Origin of the sequence: Catellatospora aurea, assembly GCF_042663325.1 — a bacterium.
Taxonomy (GTDB): Bacteria; Actinomycetota; Actinomycetes; order Mycobacteriales; family Micromonosporaceae; genus Catellatospora; species Catellatospora aurea.
In genome coordinates this window covers 22,862-44,976 of sequence record NZ_JBHTAC010000003.1, presented here as the reverse complement: position 1 = coordinate 44,976, position 22,115 = coordinate 22,862, and the positions used below count along the sequence as shown (strand labels likewise).

Sequence of the window (22,115 nt, the reverse complement as noted above, 5' to 3'; positions counted from 1 at the left end):
ATCACGACGCCCGCGCGTCATCACCGCCGTCGTGCTGCCCGGCGTCCTGCCCGGAGCGGGCGGCGACCGCGGCCTGGATACGGCGCTGCGTGCGCAGGGCCTTCTTCGCCGCGACGCTGACCCAGCCGTCGAAGACCGTCTGGCCCTTGTCCTGCGCCATCAGCCGTTCCAGCGTCGGCACCACGCTCTCGTCGCCGGTCGAGCCGAGCGCGACGGCCGCCCAGTACCGCAGGTCCGGGTCGTCGTCCTCGGCGGCCGCGAGCAGCCGGGGAAGGACGTCCGGCGCGAACTTCGACAGGGCGCTCGCGAGGTAGCCGATCCGGGTGTAGCCCCGATGCTCGAACGCGTCCCACAGGGCCGCGAGCGCCTCGTCGCCACCGATCGCGGCCAGCGCGTCGGCCGCACGCTCGCGCAGCCACTCGGGTTCGGACCACAGCACCTCGGCCAGCGCGGGCACCGAGGACTCGTCGCCGATCCGGCCGAGCGCGCGTACGGCGTGCTCCTGGCCCATCCAGTCGCCACGTTCCAGCAGTGCCAGCAGGCCCGGCACCGCGGCCCGAAGACGCAGTTCCGAACAGCCCATCGCGGCCCAGGCCTGACAGTTGTAGCGGGTGTCGGCCAGCGCGGCGAGCAACGGCTCCGCCAGGGAGTCGTCGACGAATACGGCGGCGTGGTTCAGCGCCCGGCAGTAGAGCGAGCGGTGGTAGTGCGGGTAGTCGCCGACGAGCGCGCGCAGCGCCTCCAGCGCGGAATCGTCGCCGCCTTCCTTCACACGGTTGAGGAGCCGGGACAGGTGCTCCTCGCGCTGGTCGAGGTCGCCGTCCATGAGTGCGCGCTGATCAGGGTTCACCCGGCAACGGTAGTCCCCGCCGCCGCGGCCGGTGCCGCCTGGTGCTGTCCTCGGCGCGACGGCGTCCCTGCCCCGCCGGGCGGCAGGATGACCGCATGACATTTCACATCTCGGTGTACCGCATCGCCGACCGCGAGCTCTTGAAGGAGCGGCCGCCGACGGATATCGGGGCGCTGTACGCATGGATGGCAGACCGTGCGGACCTGACGGTCTTCGACGAGTTCCTGGGCGCGAACTGGGCGATCGGCGACCACTGGTCCGATCATGCCGAGCGTCTCGGCCGATCCTGGCGTCGCTGTACGAGGTCGGGTTCACCCACGGTGTGCAGGTCGAGGGCGCGGGCCTGGACGCGCTGGAGCGCGAACTCGATCAGCTCGTCGCGGAGTGGCGACGCCTCTATCCACCGCCGGACGAGGATGGCGGGCAGGACCCGTAGCCGCTGACCCAGCTGCTGGAACGCGCCGATCACATGCGTACGGCGATCCGGATCGCCAGGCAGGTCGACGGCTTCATCGACATCGGCTGAGCCGGCCGTTGCCGGCCCACCCGGCTCTCGTTGCGCAGGATGTGGGCACAGCGTGGACGGCCGGTCGCCGGGTCCTGATCTCGGGCGCGAGCATCGCGGGTCCCTCCCTCGCCCACTGGCTGCACGAGTACGGCATGACGGCGGTGGTGGTCGAGCGCCACGAGGGCATACGTCTCGGCGGGCAGACCGTCGACCTGCGCGGGGCAGGACGCACCGTCGCCCGGCGGATGGGCGTCGAGGATGCCGTCCGGGCCGCCTCCACCGGGGAGGACGGGGTCGCCTTCGTCGACGCGCGCGACCGCGTCCGGGCCGCGTTCGCCGCCGACGCGTTCGGCGGGGAGGGCTTCGTCGCCGAGCTGGAGATCCTGCGCGGCGAGCTGGCCCGGCTGCTGCACGAGCGCACCCGCGAGCACACCGATTACGTCTTCGGCGACCGCATCACCGCCCTCGACGACCGCGACGACGAGGTCCGGGTCTCCTTCGCGCACCGTCCCGATCAGGCCTTCGACCTGGTCGTCGCGGCCGACGGCATCGGCTCCACGACGCGCGCGCTGGTGTTCGGCGAAGAGGCGCGGGTGACACCGCTCGGGCTCTACACGGCCTACCTCACCATCCCCCGCGCCGCGTCGGACGGGTCGTGGGCGCGCTGGCACAACGCACCCGGCGGCCGGGTCCTCGCACTGCGCCCGGACAACCTCGGCACGACCAGGGCGCTGATGTCGTTCCTGTGCCCGCCCCGCGGCTTCGAGCGGCTCGCGGTCGCCGAACAGAAAGACCTGCTGCGCCACGTCTTCACCGGCGTCGGCTGGGAGACGCCGCGGGTGCTGGGCGAGCTGGACGCCACCAGGGAGTTCTACTTCGAACTCGTGGGCCAGGTGCGCGCCCCGCGCTGGAGCAGCGGCAGGGTCGCGCTGCTCGGTGACGCCGGCTACTGCGCCTCGCCCATCAGCGGCATGGGCACCAGCCTGGCCCTGGTGGGGGCGTACGTGCTGGCGGGTGAGCTGGCCTCGCACGACGGTCATCGCGCCGCGTTCCGGTCCTACGAGCGGATCATGCGACCGTACGTCACGCAGGCGCAGCACCTCCCGCCGTTCGTGCCGCGCATCGCCCATCCGCGCAGCCGGGCCGGGATCGCTGTCCTCAACACGCTGCTGGCCACGGCCGCGAAGCCCGCCGTGCAGCGGGTCGCCGGGCACGTGCTGTCCCCACCGGCCGAGAAGATCGACTTGCCGGACTACACGCGCTTGCGCCGGTCACCGCGTTGACACGGCCCCATGCGGGTCACGCCAGCACGGCGGCGCTCACGGTGTCGACGTACCAGCGCTGGAAGCGTTCGGCGGACCAGCCGCGGGTGCGCACCAGCCAGTCGTAGTTGCGGGCGTCCATCGCCAGCCACAGCACGTCGGCGACGCTGCCGGCGTCGTGCTCGGGGCGCACCCCGCCGGTCGCGACGAGTTCGGCGGCGAACATGCCCATGCCGCGCCGCCGTTCCTCAACGCTCTTGGACCAGATCGCGGCGGCGTCGGCGTCGGCCGTCGCCGCACCCGCCAGCGCGATCATCACCCCGGCGTTGCGCTCGTGCACCTCGGTGAGCTGGCGGGCGTAGCGGACGAGTTTCGCCCGCGGGTCGGCCAGCGCCCGGATCTCGGCGACGAAGGCGCGGTCGGGCAGCGCCACCGGCTCGTCGTCGCCGGCCGTGGTCACGTCGACCAGATCGGACAGCAACTGGCGTTTGCTGCCGAACACCGCGTAGACGGTCTGCACCGCGACGCCCGCCTCGGTGGCGACCGCGGTCAGCGGTGTGGCGGCGTATCCGGACTCGACGAACAGCCGCCCGGCCGCGTCCAGGATGGCGCGGCGGGTCTGGCGGGCCTGCTCCTGTCGCCGCTCCGACTCGTACCGCCTCTTGACAGCCACCGCCTCACTGTAGTGCTCTATTGGTTAGAGTGTCACTCTATCCAAAGGATGTGATCGTATGCCGTTCGGTGTGCTCCAGGAGATGCCCGGCGTGAGCGAGGCCGAATACCGGCTGGTCGAGCAGCATCTCGGCCCGGACCGGCCGCCGGGCCTGCTGGCGCACGTCGCCGGGCCGACCGAGGACGGCTGGCGGATCATCAACGTGTGGCAGGACGAGGCGGCGTTCCGGCGCTTCCAGTCCGAGCGGCTGGTGCGGGCCGCGGGCCTGGCCGCCCAGTCGGACGGCTTCGACGCCGGCAAGAGCGCCGGATTCCGGGCGATGACCGTCGACGGCGCGGAACTGCCGTTCTGATGGCCGACACCGCCGGGCTGCGTGCCCGCAACACCGCGTTCTGGACGCAGGCAGCGCCCGGCTGGATCCGGCACGCCGACCGCCAGGACGAACTCGGCAGCCCACTGGGCGCGGTCGCGATGGCCCGGCTGAGTCCGCGTCCCGGCGAGCGCGTCCTCGACGTCGGCTGCGGCTGCGGCGGCACCACCGCGGAATTGGCGGCAGCGGTCGGACCGACGGGCGCCGTGCTCGGCGTGGACCTGGCGGAGTCGATGGTGGAGGCAGCGGCCGCCCGGTTTCCCGCCGACCGCCACCCTGGTCTGCGGTTCACCGCCACCGACGTGGAGACCACCGGTGACCTGCCGGGAGCGCCGTTCGACGCGGCGTACTCCAGGATGACGCTCATGCTGCTGGCCGACCCGGTCGCCGGCTGCGCCAACGTCCGGCGCGCGCTGCGTGCCGGCGGACGGCTGGCCGCGACCGTATTCCGGGACGGCCAGGCCAACCCGTGGCTGACGCTCGCGGTGGTCGGTGCCGCGCCGCACGTGGCGGCACTGCCGCCGCTTCCCGTCGGCGACGAGCCCGGCCCGTTCGCGTTCGCCGACCCGGCCCGGGTGCGGCGGATCCTCGACACGGCGGGCTTCGACGGGATCACCATCGAACCGCACGACGTGGTCATGACCGCACCCGGCGACCCCGACACGACGGCCGAGTGGCTGATCGAGATCGGACCCGCCGGAGCCGCCTACCGGGCCGCCCCGGCTCCGCAGCAGGCGGCCGCCCGTGCTGCTACGGCCAGGCTGCTCGACCGGTTCCACGGACCCGGGACCGGCTACCGGCTCCCGGTCGGACTCTGGCTCATCACCGCGACGGCACCGTGACGCCTCCCGAGCCCACTTCTTCGAGCACGTCCTACTCCTCCAGAACGGTAGACCACATGAGAACCCGCAGCCGAAGCATCTCCCTGCTCGCGTCGACGATCCTCGGCCTGACCCTCGGCCTGACCGCCTGCGGCGACGAGGCGGACCCGGTGCCACCGGCAGTGGCCGGCACCTCGGCCGCCGCGCCGCCGGACTCCTGCGGCGGGGCAGGCGACCGGGTGAAGGACCATCTGAACAGCGCCGAGGTCAGCTCGGTCGCCGTGAACGGCCAGTGCACCTCGGTAGTGATCACCACGACCCTGGGCGACGACGCCGCCACGGCGGCCCTCCGGTTCTGCGAGTCCGCCGCCGAGGTCGCCTACACCGGGGACGTGAACGCCGTCACCGTGCTGGCCGCCTCGGGCGCCGAGCTGGCCATCGGCATCTCCGGCGCGAAGTGCATGGCCTCGGCCTGAGATGCAGGAACGAGCATGGACAGTGATACATGGCAATGACACCATGTGTCGATGCGTCGCATACCCCTTCTGTGCGTGCTCGCCATGCTCGGCACCACCGCGCTGGCCGCACCCGCCTCAGCGGCACCTGTCGCCCCGCTCAGCGACCCGGCCTACGACTACACCACCGCCATCCGCGAGACGGTGTACGTCGAGACGACCCTCGACAACGACGGCAACGGCACCCCCGACAAGGTCGTCGCGGACATCATCCGGCCGCGCGAGGCCGCCACCGCCGGGGTGAAGGTGCCCGTCATCATGGACGCCTCGCCCTACTACCAGTGCTGCGGGCGCGGCAACGAGTCCGAGAAGAAGGTGTACGCCGCCGACGGCACCGTGTCGAAGTTCCCGCTGTACTACGACAACTTCTTCGTGCCGCGCGGCTTCGCGTTCATCGCCGCCGACCTGGCCGGCACCAGCCGCTCCACCGGCTGCGAGGACGTCGGCGGCACCGAGGAGGTGCAGGGCGCCAAGGCGGTGATCGACTGGCTCAACGGCCGGGCCGTCGGGCGTACCGCGAGCGGCGCCGTGGTCAACGCGACGACCTGGACCACCGGCAAGGTCGGCATGATCGGCAAGTCGTGGGACGGCACCGTCGCCAACGCCGTCGCCGCCACGGGCGTGCAGGGCCTGGAGACCATCGTGCCGATCGGCGCGATCTCCAGCTGGTACGACTACAACCGGGCCAACGGCATGGTCAACCCGAAGGTCAGCTCCGTGCCGAGCCTGCACAACACCGTCAACGGCCGCCCGTCGGGCACCTGCACCGCCGTGTCCAGCGCCCTGAGCAGCGGAGCCGTCAGCAACGGCAACTACAACTCGTTCTGGGCCGCCCGCAACTACGTCACCTCCGCGGCCTCCGTGCACGCCAGCGTCTTCGTCGTACACGGCATGAACGACCTCAACGTGCAGGGCGTGCACTTCGGACAGTGGTGGGACGCGCTCGCCGCCAACAACGTGCCGCGCAAGATCTGGCTGTCCCAGGAGGGCCACGTCGACCCGTTCGACTTCCGCCGCGCCGCCTGGGTGGACACGCTGCACCGCTGGTTCGACTACTGGCTCAAAGGCATCGACAACGGCATCATGAGCGAGCCGATGGCCGACGTCGAACGGGCCGCCGACGTGTGGCAGACCAGCACCGTATGGCCGCCCGCAGGCACCGCCACGGCCAACTACGTGCTGCAGGGCACCGGCAACCCGGGCGTGCTCACCACGTCCGGCGCGGGCTCGGGCAGCCTGTCGCTGACCGACGCGCCGTCACTCAGCGAAGCCAACGCGGTCAGCTCGCCGACGACCGCCCGCACCGGCCGCAAGGTCTACCAGACCCCCGTGCTGACCTCTGACCTGCGCATCTCCGGCACCCCGACGATCACCCTGCGGGTCCGCTCCAGCAAGGCGACCACCACCCTGACCGCGAAACTCGTCACGTACGGCACCGCCACCCGGGTCAACTACCGCGCGTCAGGCGAGGGCATCAGCACCCTGAGCACCGAGTCCTGCTGGGGCTCCTCGTCCAGCACCGACGACGCCTGCTACAAGAACACGGCGAAGGTCGTGTCCAGCGCGGCATACCAGGTGCTGTCCCGCGGCTGGATGGACGGCCAGCACCGCGACTCGCTGACCAGCACCACCGCCATGAACACCAGCACCTACTACACGATCACCTGGAAGCTGCGCCCCATCGACCAGGTCATCCCCGCCGGCCACCGCCTCGGCCTGGTCCTGACCCTCACCGACCCCGAGTTCGTCACGGCCCACTCCACCGGCGCCACCGCCACCATCGACCTCGCCGGCACCGTCCTCAACCTCCCCATCGCCCCTGCGGGCGCCTTCACCGCCCAGTCCCTCACGCCCCAGCCCGCCGCCCCCGTCATCGTCGACGGCGCCTGGAGCCCCACCACCGGCACCCGCTTCCAGTAAGGACAAAGGAAGGGCACCTTCTACAACGCTCCGCGTTGTAGAAGGTGCCCTTCCTAACTCTTGATCCGGGCCGCCCAGCGCAGGCCCAGCTCGCCGGTCGTGTCCACCTGGAGGTTGCCGCAGACCACGAAACCGTCGTGCGTTCCGTCGGACACCGACAGATACACGAATCCGGCCCGAAGCCGTTCCGGCACCTCCGGGAAGCCCTCGACCTCAGTGAGGTCGCTCAGGGCGGCGATGAGCAGCGGCCGGTAGCGAACCCGGGTGCTCATGGCGATCACGTTCACGAACATGACGTCGATCGCCTCCGCGAACTCAGCCGATTCATGGCCGGGATCGGCCCGGCCGTGGCTGCGCAGCACGAGTGTGCGGTGAGACGCGGTGTACATCCACGGCTGAAATGTGCGTTCGAACCGCAGTTGCAGGTCCGCGTTCAATTGACGCACGACATCTCTCCTCAGCCTGCGTCAACTGCGACGCCGTTACGAGCGTCGAGCAGATCGTCCCGGTGCACCTCGCCTATACTCATGCCACGTCCATCGTGGTGTACATGGCGCGGGCTCATCAGTTTCCCGGGTACTGCAGACGGCCAGGCCAGGGGCGCACGGTTCAGCTGCGTACGCTGAACAGCTGGCCTGGCCAAAGCCTGTGCTCCTGACCCGCGAGCAGACCTGCGTCGAGCCGTACGATCGGCAGTCCGTGGTCGGCGTCGACACCAGTCACCGTCCCGAACGCATGCGGTCCGAAGTCGGTGCGGACCTTGCTCCCGATCACTACGCGGCTTCCATCGGCGACGAACCACTGCGGCCCGAACGTAGGCACGGCCACAGCCTGGCCGCCTTCCATCAATGACTGTCGGTCATCCATGCCTCGATCAGATGGCATCACCGCCAGGACCGCCAGCGAGCACATGCGGACCGCCAGCATGTCCTCATCACCGTTTGGCGAGGTGTTGCCCCTGCTGCCCCACGTACCGAGACTTCTATTGCAGGTCGTTCTCCGGCGGCTGGGAGGCATGAGGTGGGTCAATCGCCCAGGGATCTCGACCCGACGGTTTCGCTTCTGCACTTCTTCGGGGCCGAGGTACGCCGCAGGCGTTGCCTGCTCGGGCTTTCGCAGGCCGCGCTGGGCAGGATGCTGTTTCAGCACCGGGATCTCGTTCGCAAGATCGAGGCGGCGGAACGCATGCCGACGAAGGAGTTCGTCGAGCGATGCGACGAGGTGCTGGACGCTCACGGCGCGTTGCTCGGCATGTGGCCGATGTTGGAGCGCGAACGCAGCCTACGATCGGCGAACGACGCGATGGTGTACCGGTCGGAGGCAGCCGACCGCAGCGTGCTGGACTGGTTGCTGTTCGAGCCCCGCCACCTGCGGCCAGCCGCCACAACCAGTGGATCCGCCCTGCCGGGTGTTCATGCGCTTGCGCAGCTCCGCCAGCGCGACCACGCAGAAGGCGGTGGTGCGACCTACTCCGACGTGATCAACCTGCTCGACACCGACGACACCGACTTGGTCGGAGGCGCCCTCGAACTGGCCGGTTACCAAGCTGTCGACCTCGGTGCCGACGGAGTCGCCCAGCTGCACTATCTCCGGGCCCTGGACCTGGCCGTCGCTTCCGGCCAACGGCTTTATGGCGGATACCTCATCGCAGTCAGCCTCGGTCATCTGGCCCTGCACTGCGGCGACGCCCAACAGGCGGCCAGATTGGCAACAGCCGCGCTGCGCGGCTCCGCATCACTCGCCAGCCCCGGTGTCAGTGCTGCTTTCCGGCTCGTGCTGGCCCGCGCACACGCCCGCCGCGGCGACAAGGCCGCCTGCTGCACCGCGCTGCTACAAGCCGACGCGGACCTGGCACGGCGCGATCCGGCCGACGAACCCGCCTGGATCAGCTACTTCGGCGAAGCCGAGGTCGCTGACGAGAAGGCACACTGCTTCTTCGACCTCGGATGGTACGAACCGGCTCAGCGTGAAGCCACGCGGGCCGTCGCCCTGCTGAACCCGTGCCGTGTGCGGCGCCTCGGCATCGACACCGCACTGCTCGCGTCGGCGCTCGCCCGCGCAGGCGACCTCGAACAGGCATGTGTGCAGGCACGGCACGCTGTCGACCTCGCTGTCAGGACGGCATCCTTCCGGGCCGCACACCGGGTCGCCATGATGCTGGCCGAACTGCACAGGCACCGGGACCTACCCGCCGTGCACGAGGTCGCCGAGTATGCCTTCGCCCGCTCCGCGGACCTGAGCCCGGCTGCCTATGCGACCGTCCACCGGCCGTCGAGCACGGCTCGGTAAGCGCCCAACTCCGCCTCCAGAGCCGATACCAACGCCGCCGAACTCGACAGGGAGTGGCCGACGCCGGGAAGGCTGATCAGGCCGGCCAGCCGATCGTGCCGACGGAGGCTGTGCGCCAGTGCCAGCACGTCGCCGATCGGCGCGACCTCGTCCCGTTCGCCGTGGATAAGCAGGGCAGGAGCCTTGAACTCGTGGGCCCGCACGGCCGACCCGGCGTGGGCCAGGCAGGCGGCGTGCGCACGCTGGAAACGTGGTGCTGTCGTCGTCCAGCGCACCGGGTCGATGATCGCGGAGCGGGCCACCGCCAGTGCAAAGGGCCCGTCCTCGCACACCGCGCGCAGCGCCGTGTAGCCGCCCGCACTGGCTCCGGAGATGAAGACCGCGCCCGGCGCGGCCCGGCCGATGGCCAGCAGATGCCATGCCACGTTGCGGCAGTCCTCGACGTCCCTGATGCCCCACTGTCCGTCGAGCGCCTGACGGAACGGTCGCCCGTATCCGGTGCTACCTCGGTAGTCGACGTCCACCACGGCGAAGCCGCGGCTGGTGAAGTACTGCACCTGCCAGTCAAGACGCAGGTCGCTGTGGTGGGTCGGCCCGGCATGCGGCCGGAGGATCATCGGGACAGGTCCGGAGGCATGCCCGGCGGGCGGGTAGAACAACACCGTCACCTCGCCGCCTGCGGAGCAAACCCGCATCACCTCGGGCAGAGCAAGGTCCACGGACTGGTCCTTCAGCTCCGGACAGCGCAGAATCTCGACCTCTCCGGAGCCGTCGACAGCCACCAGCGCCACCTCAGGTGCACGGTTCGGCGAGCTGCCGATGGTTGCCACCCGGTCGCCGACCACAGCCAGGTAGGGCTTCAACGAGGTGTAAGGAAGCTCGACCGTTCGTACGGGCCAACCGGGTTCTGCCACGGCTAAGCGGCATGACGGGCCCTGCTGGACCGTCATCGCGACTCGTTCATCCGGCAAGAAGGCGTAGTTGGCGTAGCCCAGCTCCCACGGCGCGGCCGCGCATTCGGCCTGCACCGGCGCGACGGGTTCCGCCCTCCCTGCACGATCGCGGTAGAGATTCCACCAACCGGTCCGGTCGGAAATGAAGTACAGGTACCCGTCCGGGCCCCATCGCGGCTGGACGGCCGACTCAGTCAGACCGCCGGCCACCCGCCGCGCACCGCCGATCCGTCGGCCGTCGTAGTCCGCGACCCAAACCTCGCAGCAATCCCACGGCATGGCATCGGAGCCCCACTGCGACCAGGTGAGCCGACCGGCGGTCAAGCCTGGAGAAGCCAGAAAGGGCGCTCGCCGAAGCACCTGTTCCTTCCCCGTCTGCGGGCTGATGGCAAGCAGCTGATCACCCGACTCGGTCTCCCGCACACACACCAGAAGGCCGTCGCCGAAGGCGAGATCACCGTGCGGATGGGGTGAGTCCGTGCATGCGACACCATTGTCTGCCCTTCGGATCTGCCCATCGGACGCGCCGACGACCCATGTGCCCACATCATTGGCGACGATCGAACCGCCTCCGTACGCGTGCACGCTGTTTCCGATGGGCAGCCCGTCGAGTGTCACCCCATGCTCGGCTGTCCACGTGGCCAGGACCAGGTCACCGCTGGCAGGCAGCGCCTCCAGCCAGTGCAGGCGATCGCCCCAGGCCGACAGGCCGTCGTACGACGTCGACCGACGCGCCACCTGCGCGGCGGGAAGGCCCTTCTCATCGCTCACCAGGCCATCCGATCACATGCCGGGGTCGCGTACGACATGTCCCGCCGGGCCACCGGATGCGGACCATCGACACGTCCGCCCTGGTCGCCTGGATATCCGCGCCTTGGTCGACGTGAATAAACGGGTGGCCTCGCCGACGTACTGCCGACAGTGCTGCGACGACGAGTGCCGGGCGGGCTCGCAAATCCATCTCCCAGCGGCTTGCGGGCCCGCCCTCCATTCTCCGCGCCGCCATTGTTGTGACACGTGATCGGGCTTGCCTCCGGGCTAAGACCGCTGGATACGCTGGAGGGCCAGGTGCGATCGAAGATCCTGGGCGAGCCGGTTGAGCTGTTCGCCTGCTTCCACCACGAGCGCGACCCGCGCCTGCCAGCCGTCGTCACGTTTCGGTCGCAGCGTGACTCCCAGGGTGACGTGGCCCCTGCCGTCGTGGACGGCGTCGAGGCGCAGGTCGTCGTCCAGCGACCGCCAGGTACGCGTACCGGTCCAGCCCTGCCGACCGTCGGCTAGCCCTTGCACATACGCGACCAGGTCCCAGTCCTGGCAGCCGGTGGGATGGACATCGAGGTCCCGGTCTCGGCACGCAGCCCGCTGTCCCGGATCTCGACCTGCACCCGCGCCACGTACCCGTCTCCCCACGGATCGACTGGGGCGTGCAGGATCCAGCGCGCGGGGCTTGGCGGAAAGTGCAGGTCGAGGGGCTCGGACATGCGCACAGGTTAGCGGGTGCCGGCTGCCGTGACTTGCTTGCTCACGGGCCGCCGCAGACCGTGACGCCTGCGACATTGACCGCCTTCCAGGCCGCCTGCACGGTCTTGTGCTCGATCGAGCAGCTGCCGTAGAGTCGGCCGCCGCCGCCAGCGTGTACGCCCGCATGTTCGTGTACGTCGTGGTGGACACCGCGTACACGTTCAGCGCCCGGTACCAGATCTTCTCCGCCTTGGCCCGGCCGATGCCGACGACGTCGGCGACGTCCCCGCAGAGCGGGCTGTAGCCGTACGCGGTCGCGCCGGTGCCTTCGGCGAGGTTGAAGAAGAAGTGCTTGCCGACACCGGCCGACACGTGCGGTGGGGCCCCGGGGGTGCCCGGACCGAAGCAGCTGTGCGACGAGCCGTCCAGCGACGGGTCGAACAGGTTGCCGAACGGCTCGCCGGTGCCGAGGATGTCGGCCTCCTCGCCGATCAGGTAGTCGCCGGGGTCGCCGGGCGCGGCGGCGTAGAACTCGACCATCGCGCCCCAGATGTCGCTGCTGGCCTCGTCGATGCCGCCGGACTCGCCGCTGTAGACGAGCCCGACCAGGGCGTCGGTGTAGCCGTGGCCGAGCTCGTGGGCGAGGATGTCGATCGAGGTCAGCGGGTGGATGTTGCCGAGCCCGTCGCCGAAGGTGAGCTGCGTGCCGTCGTAGAAGGCGTTGACGTAGTTGTTGCCGTAGTGGACCCGCGACGTGATCCCGGCACCGGTCCCGGTGCGTCCGGAGCGGTTGTGCACGAACTTGAAGTAGTCGTAGGTCTTGGCCGAGGCGAAGTGGGCGTCGGCGGCGGCGCTGGCCCGGTCGGTGGTGGCGTAGTTGCCCCACAGGTTGTCGGCGTCGACGAAGAGCACGCACGGCCCGGAGGTGGTGTTGCGCATGTCGCAGGTGCGGTTGCCGCCGTGCGACGGATCGATCATCTGGTACGCGGTGCCCGACAGCGTGGTGTCGATGCGCACCGGTCCGGCGTAGATCGCCCGCCCGGTGCCGAGCACGGTCTTGACCTCGTCGTCGGTGGCGTAGACGGCCCCGGTCGCCGCGTCGGCGAGCACGTGCAGCCGCGACGGCGTCTGCCCGTCGGGCGCCCAGCCGCGTACCACGGTCTCCCAGGCCAGGCGGCCGCCGTCGGCGGCGTCGACGACCAGCTGCGGCGTGCCGACGCCGGTGACGGTGCCGCTGAACGCGGCCTTGGCGGACCGGGTGGCGTCGGCGGCGCTCACCTGCGGCGTGAGCGTATGCGGCGCGACCGGGGTGAGGCCGTCGGCGCCCGTCACGCGGTGAGCCCGGTCCAGGTGCACGACGACGTCGCCGCCGCGCACGGGCAGCCCGTGCAGGGTGCGCCGCAGGCGCAGATGCGTGCGCCCGTCAGGGTCGGTGACGGTGCGCGAGACGGTGTACGCCCCGCCGTCCGGCGACGAGCCGTCGGGCCGTGCGCCGAGCGCGGCCAGCGCGGCCGTGGTGGAGTCGGCGGCGCGGACGGGGTCGCCGGCCGCGCCCGCCGGACTCGTGATCGCCGCGGCCGTGGCGACCGCCAGGGCAACGACGAGGGTCGTGGTGAGGTTGCCTCTCATGGAATTCCTCCCCGAAGACATGACAGTGCCGGCAATGCACTGATGCCCTTGTATATCTGAGGCGTTCCGATGAGGACAGATAGATGTAAGGCAATTGATTGAGGGAGCGCTAACGCCGTACCCGTTCCCGGATGGCGAGCAGGCCCAGCGCCAGCAGCAGCGGTGCGATCAGGCGCAGCACGAGCTCGATCCAGTCACCGGTGGGCGTGAGCGCCACGTCCGAGCCCCGCAGCAGCGTGGACGCGGCGCGCAGGGTGTAGCGCAGCGAGTCGGCGTACCCGGTGGGGGTCTGGAAGCCCCAGCGGGCCAGGGCGGCGCTCGCGGCGGCGACGACCACGCCGAGGGTCACGAAGGCCCGCCAGGCCCGCTGGCCGTAGCCGGACAGCAGCCAGTACAGGCACAGCAGCAGCCACTCGCCGAGGGTGCTCACCGCCGCCCGCCAGTCCCGGGCGTTGAGCCCGGCGCGCACGGCGCGGCGCAGGCCGATGCGGCGCATCTCCATCTCGCCGTAGTAGAAGTCGGACGCGGCCCGCTGGTCCTTGCGGTCCTGCATCATGCTGCGCAGCGCGTGATAGTCGGCCTGCACGCTGTCGACCGAGGGCGCTTCCCGGGTCGCGTCGCCGGGCAGCGCCCACCGGGCGTGGCCGCGGACGCGGTGCTCGTCGGCGAGGGTGACGCGGTGGGTGACCCACAGGTCGCGGGGCGAGGTGCGCCAGCTGTGCCAGTCGTCGACGGTCAGTTTGTCCAGGTGGTGCGCGCCCGCGAAGGAGCACTCGGACAGGTCCACGTACGACAGCCGCAGCTGGCTCAGGTCGGTGCCGAGCGTGCGCCCGAGCACCGGCCGGTCCTGCATCCGCCACGCTTCGACGGTCGAGGCGGCGGCGGCGATCGCGGACGGCCCGCCGAGGTCGACTTCGAGCAGGTCAAGCCGGGTGGGGCCGGCGCAGGTGAGGCGTACGCCGCGGTGGAAGCCGGCCCGGTGCAGGTTGGCGCGGTCGACGTCGCCGAGTTCGATCAGGGCCCGGTGCTGGAACGTGGTGCGGCGCAGGTCGAGATGGGGTGTGCGCAGGCCGCTGACCTCGACGGAGCCGGCGAGCGTGGCGCGGGCCAGCGACACCGTGCCGGCGCAGGTGACGTCGGTGATCTCCACGTCGCGGTTGAGGGTCGCGTCGCGCAGGCGCAGCATGCCGCCGACACTGAGTCCGGCGATCGCCACGAAGCCATACATGGCCGCGTCATCGAAGATCACGTTTCCGGCGACCTCGATGTGCCTGATCCGAAGGGGCCCGTCGAAGACTGTGCGGGTGCACCGCAGGTCCCCGGTGATAGCCAGGTCGGCGAGGTGCACGTCGTCGAGTCGCAGGCCGCTGAGATCGAGGTCGGCGAGCACGCGGCGGCCCTGCTCGTCGGTCGGGCGGCTTTCGAGGTGGTGCACCAGGCACCGGTCGTCGACGACGGCCTCGTTCGAGCACTGTACGCAGTTCGCCACGGGCGCGACCCTAGCCCATGCCCGCGACCGAGCCGAGGGCCGTCTGTCCATTGCGGATCCCGCGCGAAGCGGGCGGAGGTTTGCGCCCGGTCTACCGTTAACCGCACTCTTTACCGCTTTTCTGGCTCACGTTGCGTCGTTTGTTGCGTCGTTATGCGGGTACGGTCGAACCGTGGCCACCATGTACGACGCGGCCCGAACCGCCACTCGTGAACGCCGGGCCCACGCGCACCGTAGCTACGTCCTGGCACCGGCACAGCAGTGGCTGATGGCGCACGCCGACCCGGTCGGCACCTGCTTCCCGTCGGCGCACGTCGCCGGGGCGTGGGCGGTCGTGCTGGCGGCCCGCCGGATCTGGGGGCGGGCCGTATTCCTCCGTCTGCTGCTGCCGACGATCCTGCTCACGGTGTCGGTGGTGTACACGCGCTACCACTACACGGCCGACGCCGCCGCCGGGCTGGCGGTGGCGCTGGCCGCGGACGCCCTGGTGAGCAGGATCAGCCGACGGGTCAGTGGCGGCTCGGCAGGCGCACCACGCTGACAAAGAAGTCGTCGATCTGCTTGACGACCGAGATGAAGCGCTCGAAGTCGACCGGCTTGGCGACGTACGCGTTGGCGTGCAGCTGGTAGCTGCGCAGCACGTCCTCCTCGGCCTGCGAGGTGGTCAGCACCACGACCGGCACGCGGCACAGGTCCGGATCGTTCTTGATCTCGCGGAGCACCTCGCGGCCGTCGCGGCGCGGCAGGTTGAGGTCCAGCAGGATCAGGTCGGGGGTGTTGGCCTCGGCGAACTCCCCCTCCTTGCGCAGGTACGCGAGCGCCTCCACGCCGTCGCTGACGACGTGCAGGGTGTTGCGCATCTTGTACTCCTCGAACGCCTCGCGCGTCATGAGCACGTCGCCCGGGTCGTCCTCGACGAGCAGCACCTCGATGGGCCGGCCACCCTTGTCGTCGATCATGCGGTCAGCTCCTTGTGCTGGGTCGGCACGGCGGGCAGGGTCGCCGCGCCGGGGTTCTCGCTGATCGGCAGCGAGAACGTGATGGCCGCACCGTCGGTCCGGGAGTCGTCCACCCAGATGCGCCCGTCGTGATACTCCACGATCTTCTTGGCGATGGCCAATCCCATGCCGGTGCCCGGGTAGGCGTCCTTGGCGTGCAGCCGCTGGAAGATGATGAAGATCTTCTCGGCGAACTCGGCCTCGATGCCGATGCCGTTGTCGCTGACCGTGATGTCCCAGGAGTCGTCCGTGCGCACGGCGCTGACCTCGATGCGCACCGGCACGTCGGTGCGGCGGAACTTGAGCGAATTGCCGACGAGGTTCGCCAGCAGCGTCTCCAGCAGCGCCTGCTCGCCCGCCACCGTCGGCAGGTCGTGCCAGGTGACGGCGTCCGCGCCGTACTTCTCCTCGACATTGAGCTGCTCGGCGACGTCGCTCATCACGGTGTCCAGCGAGACCTGCTGGAAGCCGCTGGTGTTGCGGCCGATCCGGGAGAAGGCCAGCAGGTCGTTGATCAGCCGCTGCATCCGCTGCGCGCCGTCGACCGCGAACAGGATGTACTGGTCGGCGCGCTCGTCGAGCTGCCCGGCGTAGCGGCGCTGCAGCAGCTGGCAGAAGCTGGCCACCTTGCGCAGCGGCTCCTGCAGGTCGTGCGAGGCGACGTAGGCGAACTGCTCCAGGTCACGGTTCGAGCGGGTCAGCTCGGACGCCTGCAGCTGCAGCTGCTGGTTGATCACCTCGACGGCCTGCCTGGCCTCGCGGACCTCGCTCAGGTCGGCGGCGATCTGGCGGCGCATCCCGTCGATGTCGCGGCCCAGCCGCGCCAACTCCGGCGAGCCCGTCGCGACGATCTCCGTGTCGTACGCGCCGCGGGCCACGTGGCGCACCTGCTCCGCGAGTTTCGTCACCGGCACGGTGACCATCCGGTTGATCAGCACCACCAGGGCGGTGCCCATCACGACCACCACCAGGCCCGCCACCACGAGCAGCACGACCAGGCTCTCACTGGTCGACTGGACCGCCGCCACGGCCGCGTTACGCAGCGTGACGATTTCCTCCTGCAGCCGCGCGACCTGCTCGCGTGCCTGGTCAAAGCGTTCCCGGCCACCGACCTGGTTGAGCAGCTGCTGCCCGGCCGCAGGGCCGTGGTCGCGGGTCTCCGTGATGCCCGGTTCGGCCACCCCGGTGCGCCAGGTGGTGGCCGCCGCACGGGCCCGCTCCAGCTGCGCCCGGATCTCCGGCTGGTCGGCCAGTAGCGGGATCATCGTCGTGTACAGCCGCTCCTCGGCCTCCCGGCCGGTCCGGTACGGGCCGAGGTCGGCGGCGTCGCCGCTGAGCGCGTAGCCGCGTACCCCGGTCTCCTGGTCGACCAGCGCCATGCCCAGCTGCTCGCCCGACAGGCGCAGCACGCCGGTCTTGTTGAGCACCACGTCGAGCTGGTCCAGGTTCGCCGTGGCGAGCAGGGCGGCGCTGACGGCGAGCACGGCCAGCAGCGCGGCGGTGGTCGTGGCCAGCGCCGTCACCCGGGCGCGCAGCGACCAGGTCCGCGGGTGGGTGAACGTCATACCCTTGATCAAGAGTTCGGTTCCTTACTCAGCAGGACGATCGCGACGTCGTCGGCCAGCGGACCGCCGTTGAGCGTTTCGGCCGACTCGACCAGGCTCGCCGGCAGCCGTTCCATGGTGTCACCGCGGCCGAGCCTGGTGGCGCACAGCCCGACCAGGCCCTCGTCGCCGAGCCGGTCGGGGCTGTCGCCCAGCCGCCCCTCGACCAGCCCGTCGGTGTAGAGCAGCAGCGACCAGTCCTCGGGCAGCTCGACGTCGGCCCGCTCGCGGGGCGCGTCGCCCACGCCGAGCAGCAGCCCGTACGGCACCTCGACCGGCACGGCCCGGCCGCCGGACAGCAGCAGCGGCGGCGGGTGCCCGGCCAGCCAGCACGACGCCCGCGCGGCGGCCAGGTCGATCCGCAGCACCGCCATCGTCGCGAAGGTGCTCGGATGGCTGCGCTCGCTGCACAGCACCTGCTCCATCGCGGTCAGCGTCTGCTCGGGCGCGACACCGGCCAGGGTCAGCGCCCGCCAGGCCACCCGCAGCTCGACGCCCAGCGCCGCGCCGTCGACGTCGTGGCCGCTCACATCGCCGATCATCACGTGCACCAGCTCCGGGCTGGTCTGCACCACGTCGAAGAAGTCCCCGCCGAGCAGCGCCTCGTAGCGGCCGGGCCGGTAGAACGTGTGCACGGCCAGCCGGTCCGTGGTCATCAGCGGCTGGGGCAGCAGGCCGCGCTCCAGCCGGGCCGACTCGGCCTGGCGCAGCTCGACCTCACGCAGCCGGCGCGCGTTCTCCTCGGCGTACTTGCGCTCGACGGCGTACTGCACCGAGCGCTCCAGCAGCGCCCCGTCGACCTGGCCTTTGACCAGGTAGTCCTGCGCGCCCTCGGCGACCGCGGTGATGCCGATGTGGGCGTCCTGCTGGCCGGTGAGCACGCAGACCGCGGTGCCGGGCGCGGCCGCGAGCACCCGGCGCAGGCCGTCGATGCCCTGCGCGTCCGGTAGGCCCAGGTCCAGCAGGATGCAGTCGACCTCACCCATCTGGTCCCGGGCGTCACGCAGCGTGCGCGCGACGGTGAGCTGAATCGCCGCGTCCTGCTCGCGCAGCAGCTCCTCGACCAGGAACGCGTCGCCTTCGTCGTCCTCGACCAGCAGCACCCGCAGCCGGGTCAGCCGGGCCGGTCCCCGCGGCTGGGTCGGCACGGAGGCAGCGGCGAACATGGATTCCCTTACGTCTCGTGCGGCAGGTCGGCGATGAATACGGTTTCCTCTAGCGCACTGCAGATCATGCCTGCGCCGGGCGGCTCCGCACAACTCAGGGCAGCGGGCCCATGCCGAAGCGTTATGCCGTCTCAAGCGGGCGTTCAGCCTAGTGGCATCCGGTCGCCGACGACCCGCCGAAAGCCCTTGTGCGGCTTGCGTCACAGGCCCATCCTCAAGGTGATCGCGGGTGGCGCGCGGATCCCCTTGACGGCATGACCGCACTGCCCGATGATCGCCCGATCTGAAGTGGTTTGCGGGGGCTCGGGCCAACGCACCTGATGTGAGGCGGTGACCTGATGAGCTCGCGCTACCGCAACCCACTGGTCAACATCGCGTCCATGCTCGTCTGCGGCCTGCTCGCCGGGGTCGTCGTCGCCGCCGGGGTCTTCCCCGCGGTGGCGCTGTCCGGCATGGCCGCGGTCGTCGGCGGCGACGCCTTCGGCAAGCTGCCCGACGAGCTGATCGTCAAACGCTCGCCCCAGCTGAGTTACCTCTACGCGTCCGACGGCAAGACCCTGCTCGCCACGATGTACGACGAGAACCGGCGCGACCTGCCGCTGGCCGACGTGCCGCTGATCGTGCGCCAGGCCGTGCTCGCCGCCGAGGACCAGAAGTTCTACGAGCACAACGGCGTCGACATCAAGGGCATCGCCCGCGCGTACATCGCCAACAAGAGGGCCGGCGACGTGGAGCAGGGCGCTTCGACGCTGACCATGCAGTTCGTCCGGCTGTCCATCTCGTACTCGGCCGACACCGCGCAGGAGGTCGTCGACGCCACCGAGGACACCGCCAAACGCAAGATCCGCGAAATGCGCTACGCCATGGCCATCGAGCAGCGTATGACCAAGGACGACATCCTCGAGGGCTACCTCAACACCGCCTACTTCGGCAACCGGGCGTACGGCATCTTCGCCGCCGCGCAGGTGTACTTCGGCAAGGAGCCCAAGACGCTGACCGCCGCCGAGGCCGCGTTCCTGGCCGCGCTGGTGAAGTTCCCCGGCGACTTCGACGTGATCAGTCTCAAGGGCCAGGCGCTCGCCGTCGCCCGGCGCGACTACGTGCTCGACGAGATGGTCGGGACCGGCGCGCTCACCGCGCAGCAGGGCGCGGTGGCCAAGAACGAGCCACTGAAGGTGACCGGCAAGTTCACCCCCAACGGCTGCGTGCAGAGCACCAACATCAAGTGGGGCTTCTTCTGCGACTTCTTCCAGCGCTGGTGGAACCAGCAGCCGGTGTTCGGGGTCACCCCGTACGACCGCGAGCGCTCGCTGAAGTCGGGTGGCTTCCGCATCGTGACCTCGCTGGACCTCACCGCGCAGTCCGCGATGGACCGCAGCATCGACCGCTCGGTGAACAAGAACCCGGACCTGCCCGGTGGTAAGTGGAAGTACAAGTCCGACGCGGTCCTGCTGGCGGCCGTCGAGCCGGGCAGCGGCAAGGTGCGCGGCCTGGCCGCCAACCGCAACTTTCGGATCGACAGCAAGACCAAACCGCAGAACGGCAAGGCGTCCAACCCGGCGCTGGCCCGCCGCGGCATCCGGGGCAGCTACCCGAACACCACCAACCCGCTGCTGACCGGCGGACCCGACATCGGCGGATACCAGCCCGGCTCGGTCATGAAGATCTTCACCATGGTGGCGGCGCTGGAGCGGGGCTACCCGCTGTCCACGGTCATCAACACCCGCGCGCCGTACGTCTCCCGGACCCGGATCACCGGCACCCCGAACTGCGGCGGCTACTGGTGCCCGACCAACTCGGGCGGGCGCAACTTCGGCCCGCAGAACATGTGGAACGGCTTCGGCAGCTCCATCAACACGTTCTTCGTGCCGCTGTTCGAGATGACCGGCGGCGCGCGGGTCATCGACACCGCCAAGCGCATGGGCCTGACCTTCTACGACAACCCGCGCTCGACCCTCGACGACTACTACTACTCCACCCAGGCAGCCGACGGCTGGGGGCCGTTCACGCTCGGCGCGTCCGACCACACGCCGCTGCAGATCGCCAACGCGTTCGCCACCCTGGCCGCCGACGGCGTCTACTGCGAGCCGATCCCCGTCGAGTCGATCACCACCAGCAAGGGCGAGAGGCTGGCCGTCGGCGACCGGCGCTGCAAGCAGAACATCCCGGTGGACGTGGCCCGCGCCGCGATCGACGCGGCCCGGTGCCCGGTCGGCGACCGCTCGCTGTACGGCAAGTGCCAGGGCGCCACGGCCCGCGATTCCCGCGAGATCATCGGCAAGCACATCGCCGGCAAGACCGGCACCACCGACAACTCCAAGTCGGTGACGCTCACCATCACCACCAAGCAGCTGGCGATCTCCGGTTTCCAGACCGACCCCGACTGGGCGCAGGTCAACCACGCCATGTCGCACCGCGTCATCAACCCGGCGGTGCAGTACGCGCTGCGCGACGCGATGAAGGGCAAGGAGTCGATACAGTTCCAGCGGCCCAGCAACCTGCGGCTGGTCACCGGTTCGCAGGTCGCCATCCCGGCGGTCAAGTGCCGCACGGTGCCGCAGGCCCGGTCGATCCTCAACGGCAAGGGCTTCAAGGTCGAGATCGCGCCGAAGCAGGTCGACTCGGACTGCCCGAAGGGCACCGCGTCCGGCACGAACCCGTCGGGCCGCACCATCAAGAACGGCATCGTGGTGATCGAGGTCAGCAACGGCAGCAAGGCCAAGCCGAGCGCCCCGCCCCAGACGCCGACCAGTCCGCAGCCTAGCACGCCACCCGGCCCCGGACCGAATCCCCCGCCGCCCGCCGTGGTAGCCGCCCGCTACGGCTGACCTGCCGCGAAGGCCGGGCCGTCCGCCGGCAACGGATGGCCCGGCTGCCGTCAGCCGCGGATCGCCGCCAGCAGGTCGGCCGGCATCGCCGTGACCTCGTCCGCAGGCGGCGCGCTCACCGTGACCGGGGTGACGTAGCTGTACGTCGCCGCCATCACCATACCCGGCACGAACTGCGACAGGTCGACCTCGAAGCTGGTCAGCCGGCCCTCACCGTCGGTGCTCGCGACGAAGGGCACTGCCCGCAGTTTCTCGGCGTGCGCACCGACCTTGCTCGGGTCATACGTCGGCGAGGTGGTCATGTCCACCGTGCCCTGGAACAGTCCAGGCCCGGCGAGCTGCACCTTGTTGACGGCGTTGACCAGGCCCAGCACCCCACCCGGGTTCTTCGGGTTCGCCATGTCGAACGTGGTGCCCGCGACGTCGGCAGCCGTCGTGTGCATCCACTTCGCCAGCCGCGGGTTGGCCTTCACCTTCAGCCAGACGTCGTCACCGATCATCAGCGCGTTCATCTCGGTGGTCTTGCCGCCGAACGGCAGCGAGGCCACGACGGTGGCCTGGCGACCGGTCACGTCCAGCCACCCGTTCGCCGCGACCTGGCCGCCCACCTCCATCGAGAACTGGACCGGCTGGGTCGTCAAGGCGAGTGAAGCCTTCGCGAACTGCTCCTCGGCCGACGCCGGGGGCGCCGACGTCGCCGGGGCGGCGTCGCCGTCCGAGCCGCAGCCCGACAACCCGATCGCCGCAGCCGCCAGCACGGCCATGGCACCTACTGCACG

The 22,115-nt window shown here is 70.4% G+C and carries 20 protein-coding genes; 9 read left to right on the top strand and 11 right to left on the bottom strand.

The genetic code is table 11. The features are described from left to right. Position 1 precedes the first annotated feature (1 nt). Positions 2-850 carry a HEAT repeat domain-containing protein gene (locus ACFQO7_RS03740; RefSeq protein WP_376805047.1) on the bottom strand — a complete coding sequence of 283 codons (849 nt, stop codon included), beginning with the start codon at positions 848-850 and terminating at the stop codon, positions 2-4. 95 nt (positions 851-945) lie between these two features. Between ACFQO7_RS03740 and ACFQO7_RS03735 the strand changes: the two genes are divergently transcribed. Continuing rightward, a complete protein-coding gene (locus ACFQO7_RS03735) occupies positions 946-1,293 on the top strand; it encodes a hypothetical protein (RefSeq protein WP_376805046.1) in 348 nt (115 codons plus the stop codon). Between the two features lie 124 nt (positions 1,294-1,417). Next, positions 1,418-2,641 carry an FAD-dependent monooxygenase gene (locus ACFQO7_RS03730; protein ID WP_376805045.1) on the top strand — a complete coding sequence of 408 codons (1,224 nt, stop codon included), beginning with the start codon at positions 1,418-1,420 and terminating at the stop codon, positions 2,639-2,641. Between the two features lie 16 nt (positions 2,642-2,657). On the opposite strand, the gene ACFQO7_RS03725 is transcribed toward ACFQO7_RS03730, so the two are convergent. Then, the gene (locus ACFQO7_RS03725) at positions 2,658-3,293 is read right to left on the bottom strand and encodes a TetR/AcrR family transcriptional regulator (protein WP_376805044.1); all 636 of its coding nucleotides are present in this window, start codon (positions 3,291-3,293) and stop codon (positions 2,658-2,660) included. A 58-nt stretch (positions 3,294-3,351) separates the two neighbouring features. Between ACFQO7_RS03725 and ACFQO7_RS03720 the strand changes: the two genes are divergently transcribed. From ACFQO7_RS03720 to ACFQO7_RS03705, 4 genes are read left to right on the top strand one after another with little or no spacing between them, the layout of a single operon-like run. Then, entirely contained in the window at positions 3,352-3,645 is a 294-nt protein-coding gene (locus tag ACFQO7_RS03720) for a hypothetical protein (RefSeq protein ID WP_360525497.1), read from the top strand. Continuing rightward, on the top strand, positions 3,645-4,505 hold the full coding sequence (locus ACFQO7_RS03715) for a class I SAM-dependent methyltransferase (protein ID WP_376805043.1): 861 nt from the start codon (positions 3,645-3,647) through the stop codon (positions 4,503-4,505). Before ACFQO7_RS03720 ends, ACFQO7_RS03715 begins: the two co-directional genes overlap by 1 nt. Positions 4,506-4,561: 56 nt before the next feature. Next, a complete protein-coding gene (locus ACFQO7_RS03710; protein WP_376805042.1) occupies positions 4,562-4,960 on the top strand; it encodes a hypothetical protein in 399 nt (132 codons plus the stop codon). A 51-nt stretch (positions 4,961-5,011) separates the two neighbouring features. Further along, the gene (locus ACFQO7_RS03705) at positions 5,012-6,919 is read left to right on the top strand and encodes a Xaa-Pro dipeptidyl-peptidase (protein ID WP_376805041.1); all 1,908 of its coding nucleotides are present in this window, start codon (positions 5,012-5,014) and stop codon (positions 6,917-6,919) included. Positions 6,920-6,972: 53 nt separating this feature from the next. Here the strand turns inward: ACFQO7_RS03705 and ACFQO7_RS03700 are convergent, their stop codons facing one another. Next, positions 6,973-7,365, bottom strand: a complete 393-nt coding sequence (locus tag ACFQO7_RS03700; RefSeq protein ID WP_376805040.1) for a hypothetical protein — start codon at positions 7,363-7,365, stop codon at positions 6,973-6,975. A 163-nt stretch (positions 7,366-7,528) separates the two neighbouring features. Further along, positions 7,529-7,846 carry a hypothetical protein gene (locus ACFQO7_RS03695; protein ID WP_376805039.1) on the bottom strand — a complete coding sequence of 106 codons (318 nt, stop codon included), beginning with the start codon at positions 7,844-7,846 and terminating at the stop codon, positions 7,529-7,531. Positions 7,847-7,939: 93 nt separating this feature from the next. On the opposite strand from ACFQO7_RS03695, the gene ACFQO7_RS03690 reads away from it, so the two are divergent. After that, on the top strand, positions 7,940-9,208 hold the full coding sequence (locus ACFQO7_RS03690) for a helix-turn-helix domain-containing protein (protein ID WP_376805038.1): 1,269 nt from the start codon (positions 7,940-7,942) through the stop codon (positions 9,206-9,208). Here ACFQO7_RS03690 and ACFQO7_RS03685 read toward each other — a convergent pair. The 3 genes from ACFQO7_RS03685 to ACFQO7_RS03675 form a co-directional block, all read right to left on the bottom strand. Next, the gene (locus ACFQO7_RS03685) at positions 9,169-10,932 is read right to left on the bottom strand and encodes a S9 family peptidase (RefSeq protein ID WP_376805037.1); all 1,764 of its coding nucleotides are present in this window, start codon (positions 10,930-10,932) and stop codon (positions 9,169-9,171) included. The genes ACFQO7_RS03690 and ACFQO7_RS03685 overlap by 40 nt on opposite strands. 267 nt (positions 10,933-11,199) lie before the next feature. Continuing rightward, positions 11,200-13,251 (bottom strand): DUF6228 family protein, encoded by a 2,052-nt coding sequence (locus tag ACFQO7_RS03680; RefSeq protein WP_376805036.1) that lies wholly within the window; start codon positions 13,249-13,251, stop codon positions 11,200-11,202. 109 nt (positions 13,252-13,360) lie between these two features. Continuing rightward, positions 13,361-14,740 carry a hypothetical protein gene (locus ACFQO7_RS03675; RefSeq protein ID WP_376805035.1) on the bottom strand — a complete coding sequence of 460 codons (1,380 nt, stop codon included), beginning with the start codon at positions 14,738-14,740 and terminating at the stop codon, positions 13,361-13,363. A 181-nt stretch (positions 14,741-14,921) separates the two neighbouring features. On the opposite strand from ACFQO7_RS03675, the gene ACFQO7_RS03670 reads away from it, so the two are divergent. Further along, positions 14,922-15,281 carry a phosphatase PAP2 family protein gene (locus ACFQO7_RS03670; RefSeq protein ID WP_376805317.1) on the top strand — a complete coding sequence of 120 codons (360 nt, stop codon included), beginning with the start codon at positions 14,922-14,924 and terminating at the stop codon, positions 15,279-15,281. Here ACFQO7_RS03670 and ACFQO7_RS03665 read toward each other — a convergent pair. From ACFQO7_RS03665 to ACFQO7_RS03655, 3 genes are read right to left on the bottom strand one after another with little or no spacing between them, the layout of a single operon-like run. Then, complete coding sequence (locus ACFQO7_RS03665) at positions 15,250-15,699, bottom strand: response regulator (protein WP_376805034.1); 450 nt, start codon at positions 15,697-15,699, stop codon at positions 15,250-15,252. The two genes, ACFQO7_RS03670 and ACFQO7_RS03665, sit on opposite strands and share 32 nt — an antisense overlap. Next, a complete protein-coding gene (locus tag ACFQO7_RS03660; protein ID WP_376805033.1) occupies positions 15,696-17,315 on the bottom strand; it encodes a sensor histidine kinase in 1,620 nt (539 codons plus the stop codon). The genes ACFQO7_RS03665 and ACFQO7_RS03660 overlap by 4 nt, the downstream gene beginning before the upstream one ends. Beyond that, entirely contained in the window at positions 17,312-18,508 is a 1,197-nt protein-coding gene (locus ACFQO7_RS03655) for a PP2C family protein-serine/threonine phosphatase (RefSeq protein WP_360525535.1), read from the bottom strand. Before ACFQO7_RS03655 ends, ACFQO7_RS03660 begins: the two co-directional genes overlap by 4 nt. A gap of 338 nt (positions 18,509-18,846) precedes the next feature. Here ACFQO7_RS03655 and ACFQO7_RS03650 point away from each other — a divergent pair, with 338 nt between their 5' ends. Then, positions 18,847-21,336: a transglycosylase domain-containing protein gene (locus tag ACFQO7_RS03650; protein ID WP_376805032.1), complete on the top strand. Its 2,490-nt coding sequence runs from the start codon at positions 18,847-18,849 to the stop codon at positions 21,334-21,336. Positions 21,337-21,386: 50 nt separating this feature from the next. Here the strand turns inward: ACFQO7_RS03650 and ACFQO7_RS03645 are convergent, their stop codons facing one another. Then, positions 21,387-22,100: a hypothetical protein gene (locus ACFQO7_RS03645; RefSeq protein WP_376805031.1), complete on the bottom strand. Its 714-nt coding sequence runs from the start codon at positions 22,098-22,100 to the stop codon at positions 21,387-21,389. Positions 22,101-22,115: the final 15 nt, after the last annotated feature.

Coding starts and splice junctions, on each gene's coding strand:
- ACFQO7_RS03680 (WP_376805036.1), bottom strand. CDS start 13,251: ATGAGAGGCAACCTCACCACGACCCTCGTCGTTGCCCTGGCGGTCGCC.
- ACFQO7_RS03735 (WP_376805046.1), top strand. CDS start 946: ATGACATTTCACATCTCGGTGTACCGCATCGCCGACCGCGAGCTCTTG.
- ACFQO7_RS03645 (WP_376805031.1), bottom strand. CDS start 22,100: ATGGCCGTGCTGGCGGCTGCGGCGATCGGGTTGTCGGGCTGCGGCTCG.
- ACFQO7_RS03665 (WP_376805034.1), bottom strand. CDS start 15,699: ATGATCGACGACAAGGGTGGCCGGCCCATCGAGGTGCTGCTCGTCGAG.
- ACFQO7_RS03715 (WP_376805043.1), top strand. CDS start 3,645: ATGGCCGACACCGCCGGGCTGCGTGCCCGCAACACCGCGTTCTGGACG.
- ACFQO7_RS03650 (WP_376805032.1), top strand. CDS start 18,847: ATGAGCTCGCGCTACCGCAACCCACTGGTCAACATCGCGTCCATGCTC.
- ACFQO7_RS03695 (WP_376805039.1), bottom strand. CDS start 7,846: ATGCTGGCGGTCCGCATGTGCTCGCTGGCGGTCCTGGCGGTGATGCCA.
- ACFQO7_RS03670 (WP_376805317.1), top strand. CDS start 14,922: ATGTACGACGCGGCCCGAACCGCCACTCGTGAACGCCGGGCCCACGCG.
- ACFQO7_RS03720 (WP_360525497.1), top strand. CDS start 3,352: ATGCCGTTCGGTGTGCTCCAGGAGATGCCCGGCGTGAGCGAGGCCGAA.
- ACFQO7_RS03710 (WP_376805042.1), top strand. CDS start 4,562: ATGAGAACCCGCAGCCGAAGCATCTCCCTGCTCGCGTCGACGATCCTC.
- ACFQO7_RS03655 (WP_360525535.1), bottom strand. CDS start 18,508: ATGTTCGCCGCTGCCTCCGTGCCGACCCAGCCGCGGGGACCGGCCCGG.
- ACFQO7_RS03705 (WP_376805041.1), top strand. CDS start 5,012: ATGCGTCGCATACCCCTTCTGTGCGTGCTCGCCATGCTCGGCACCACC.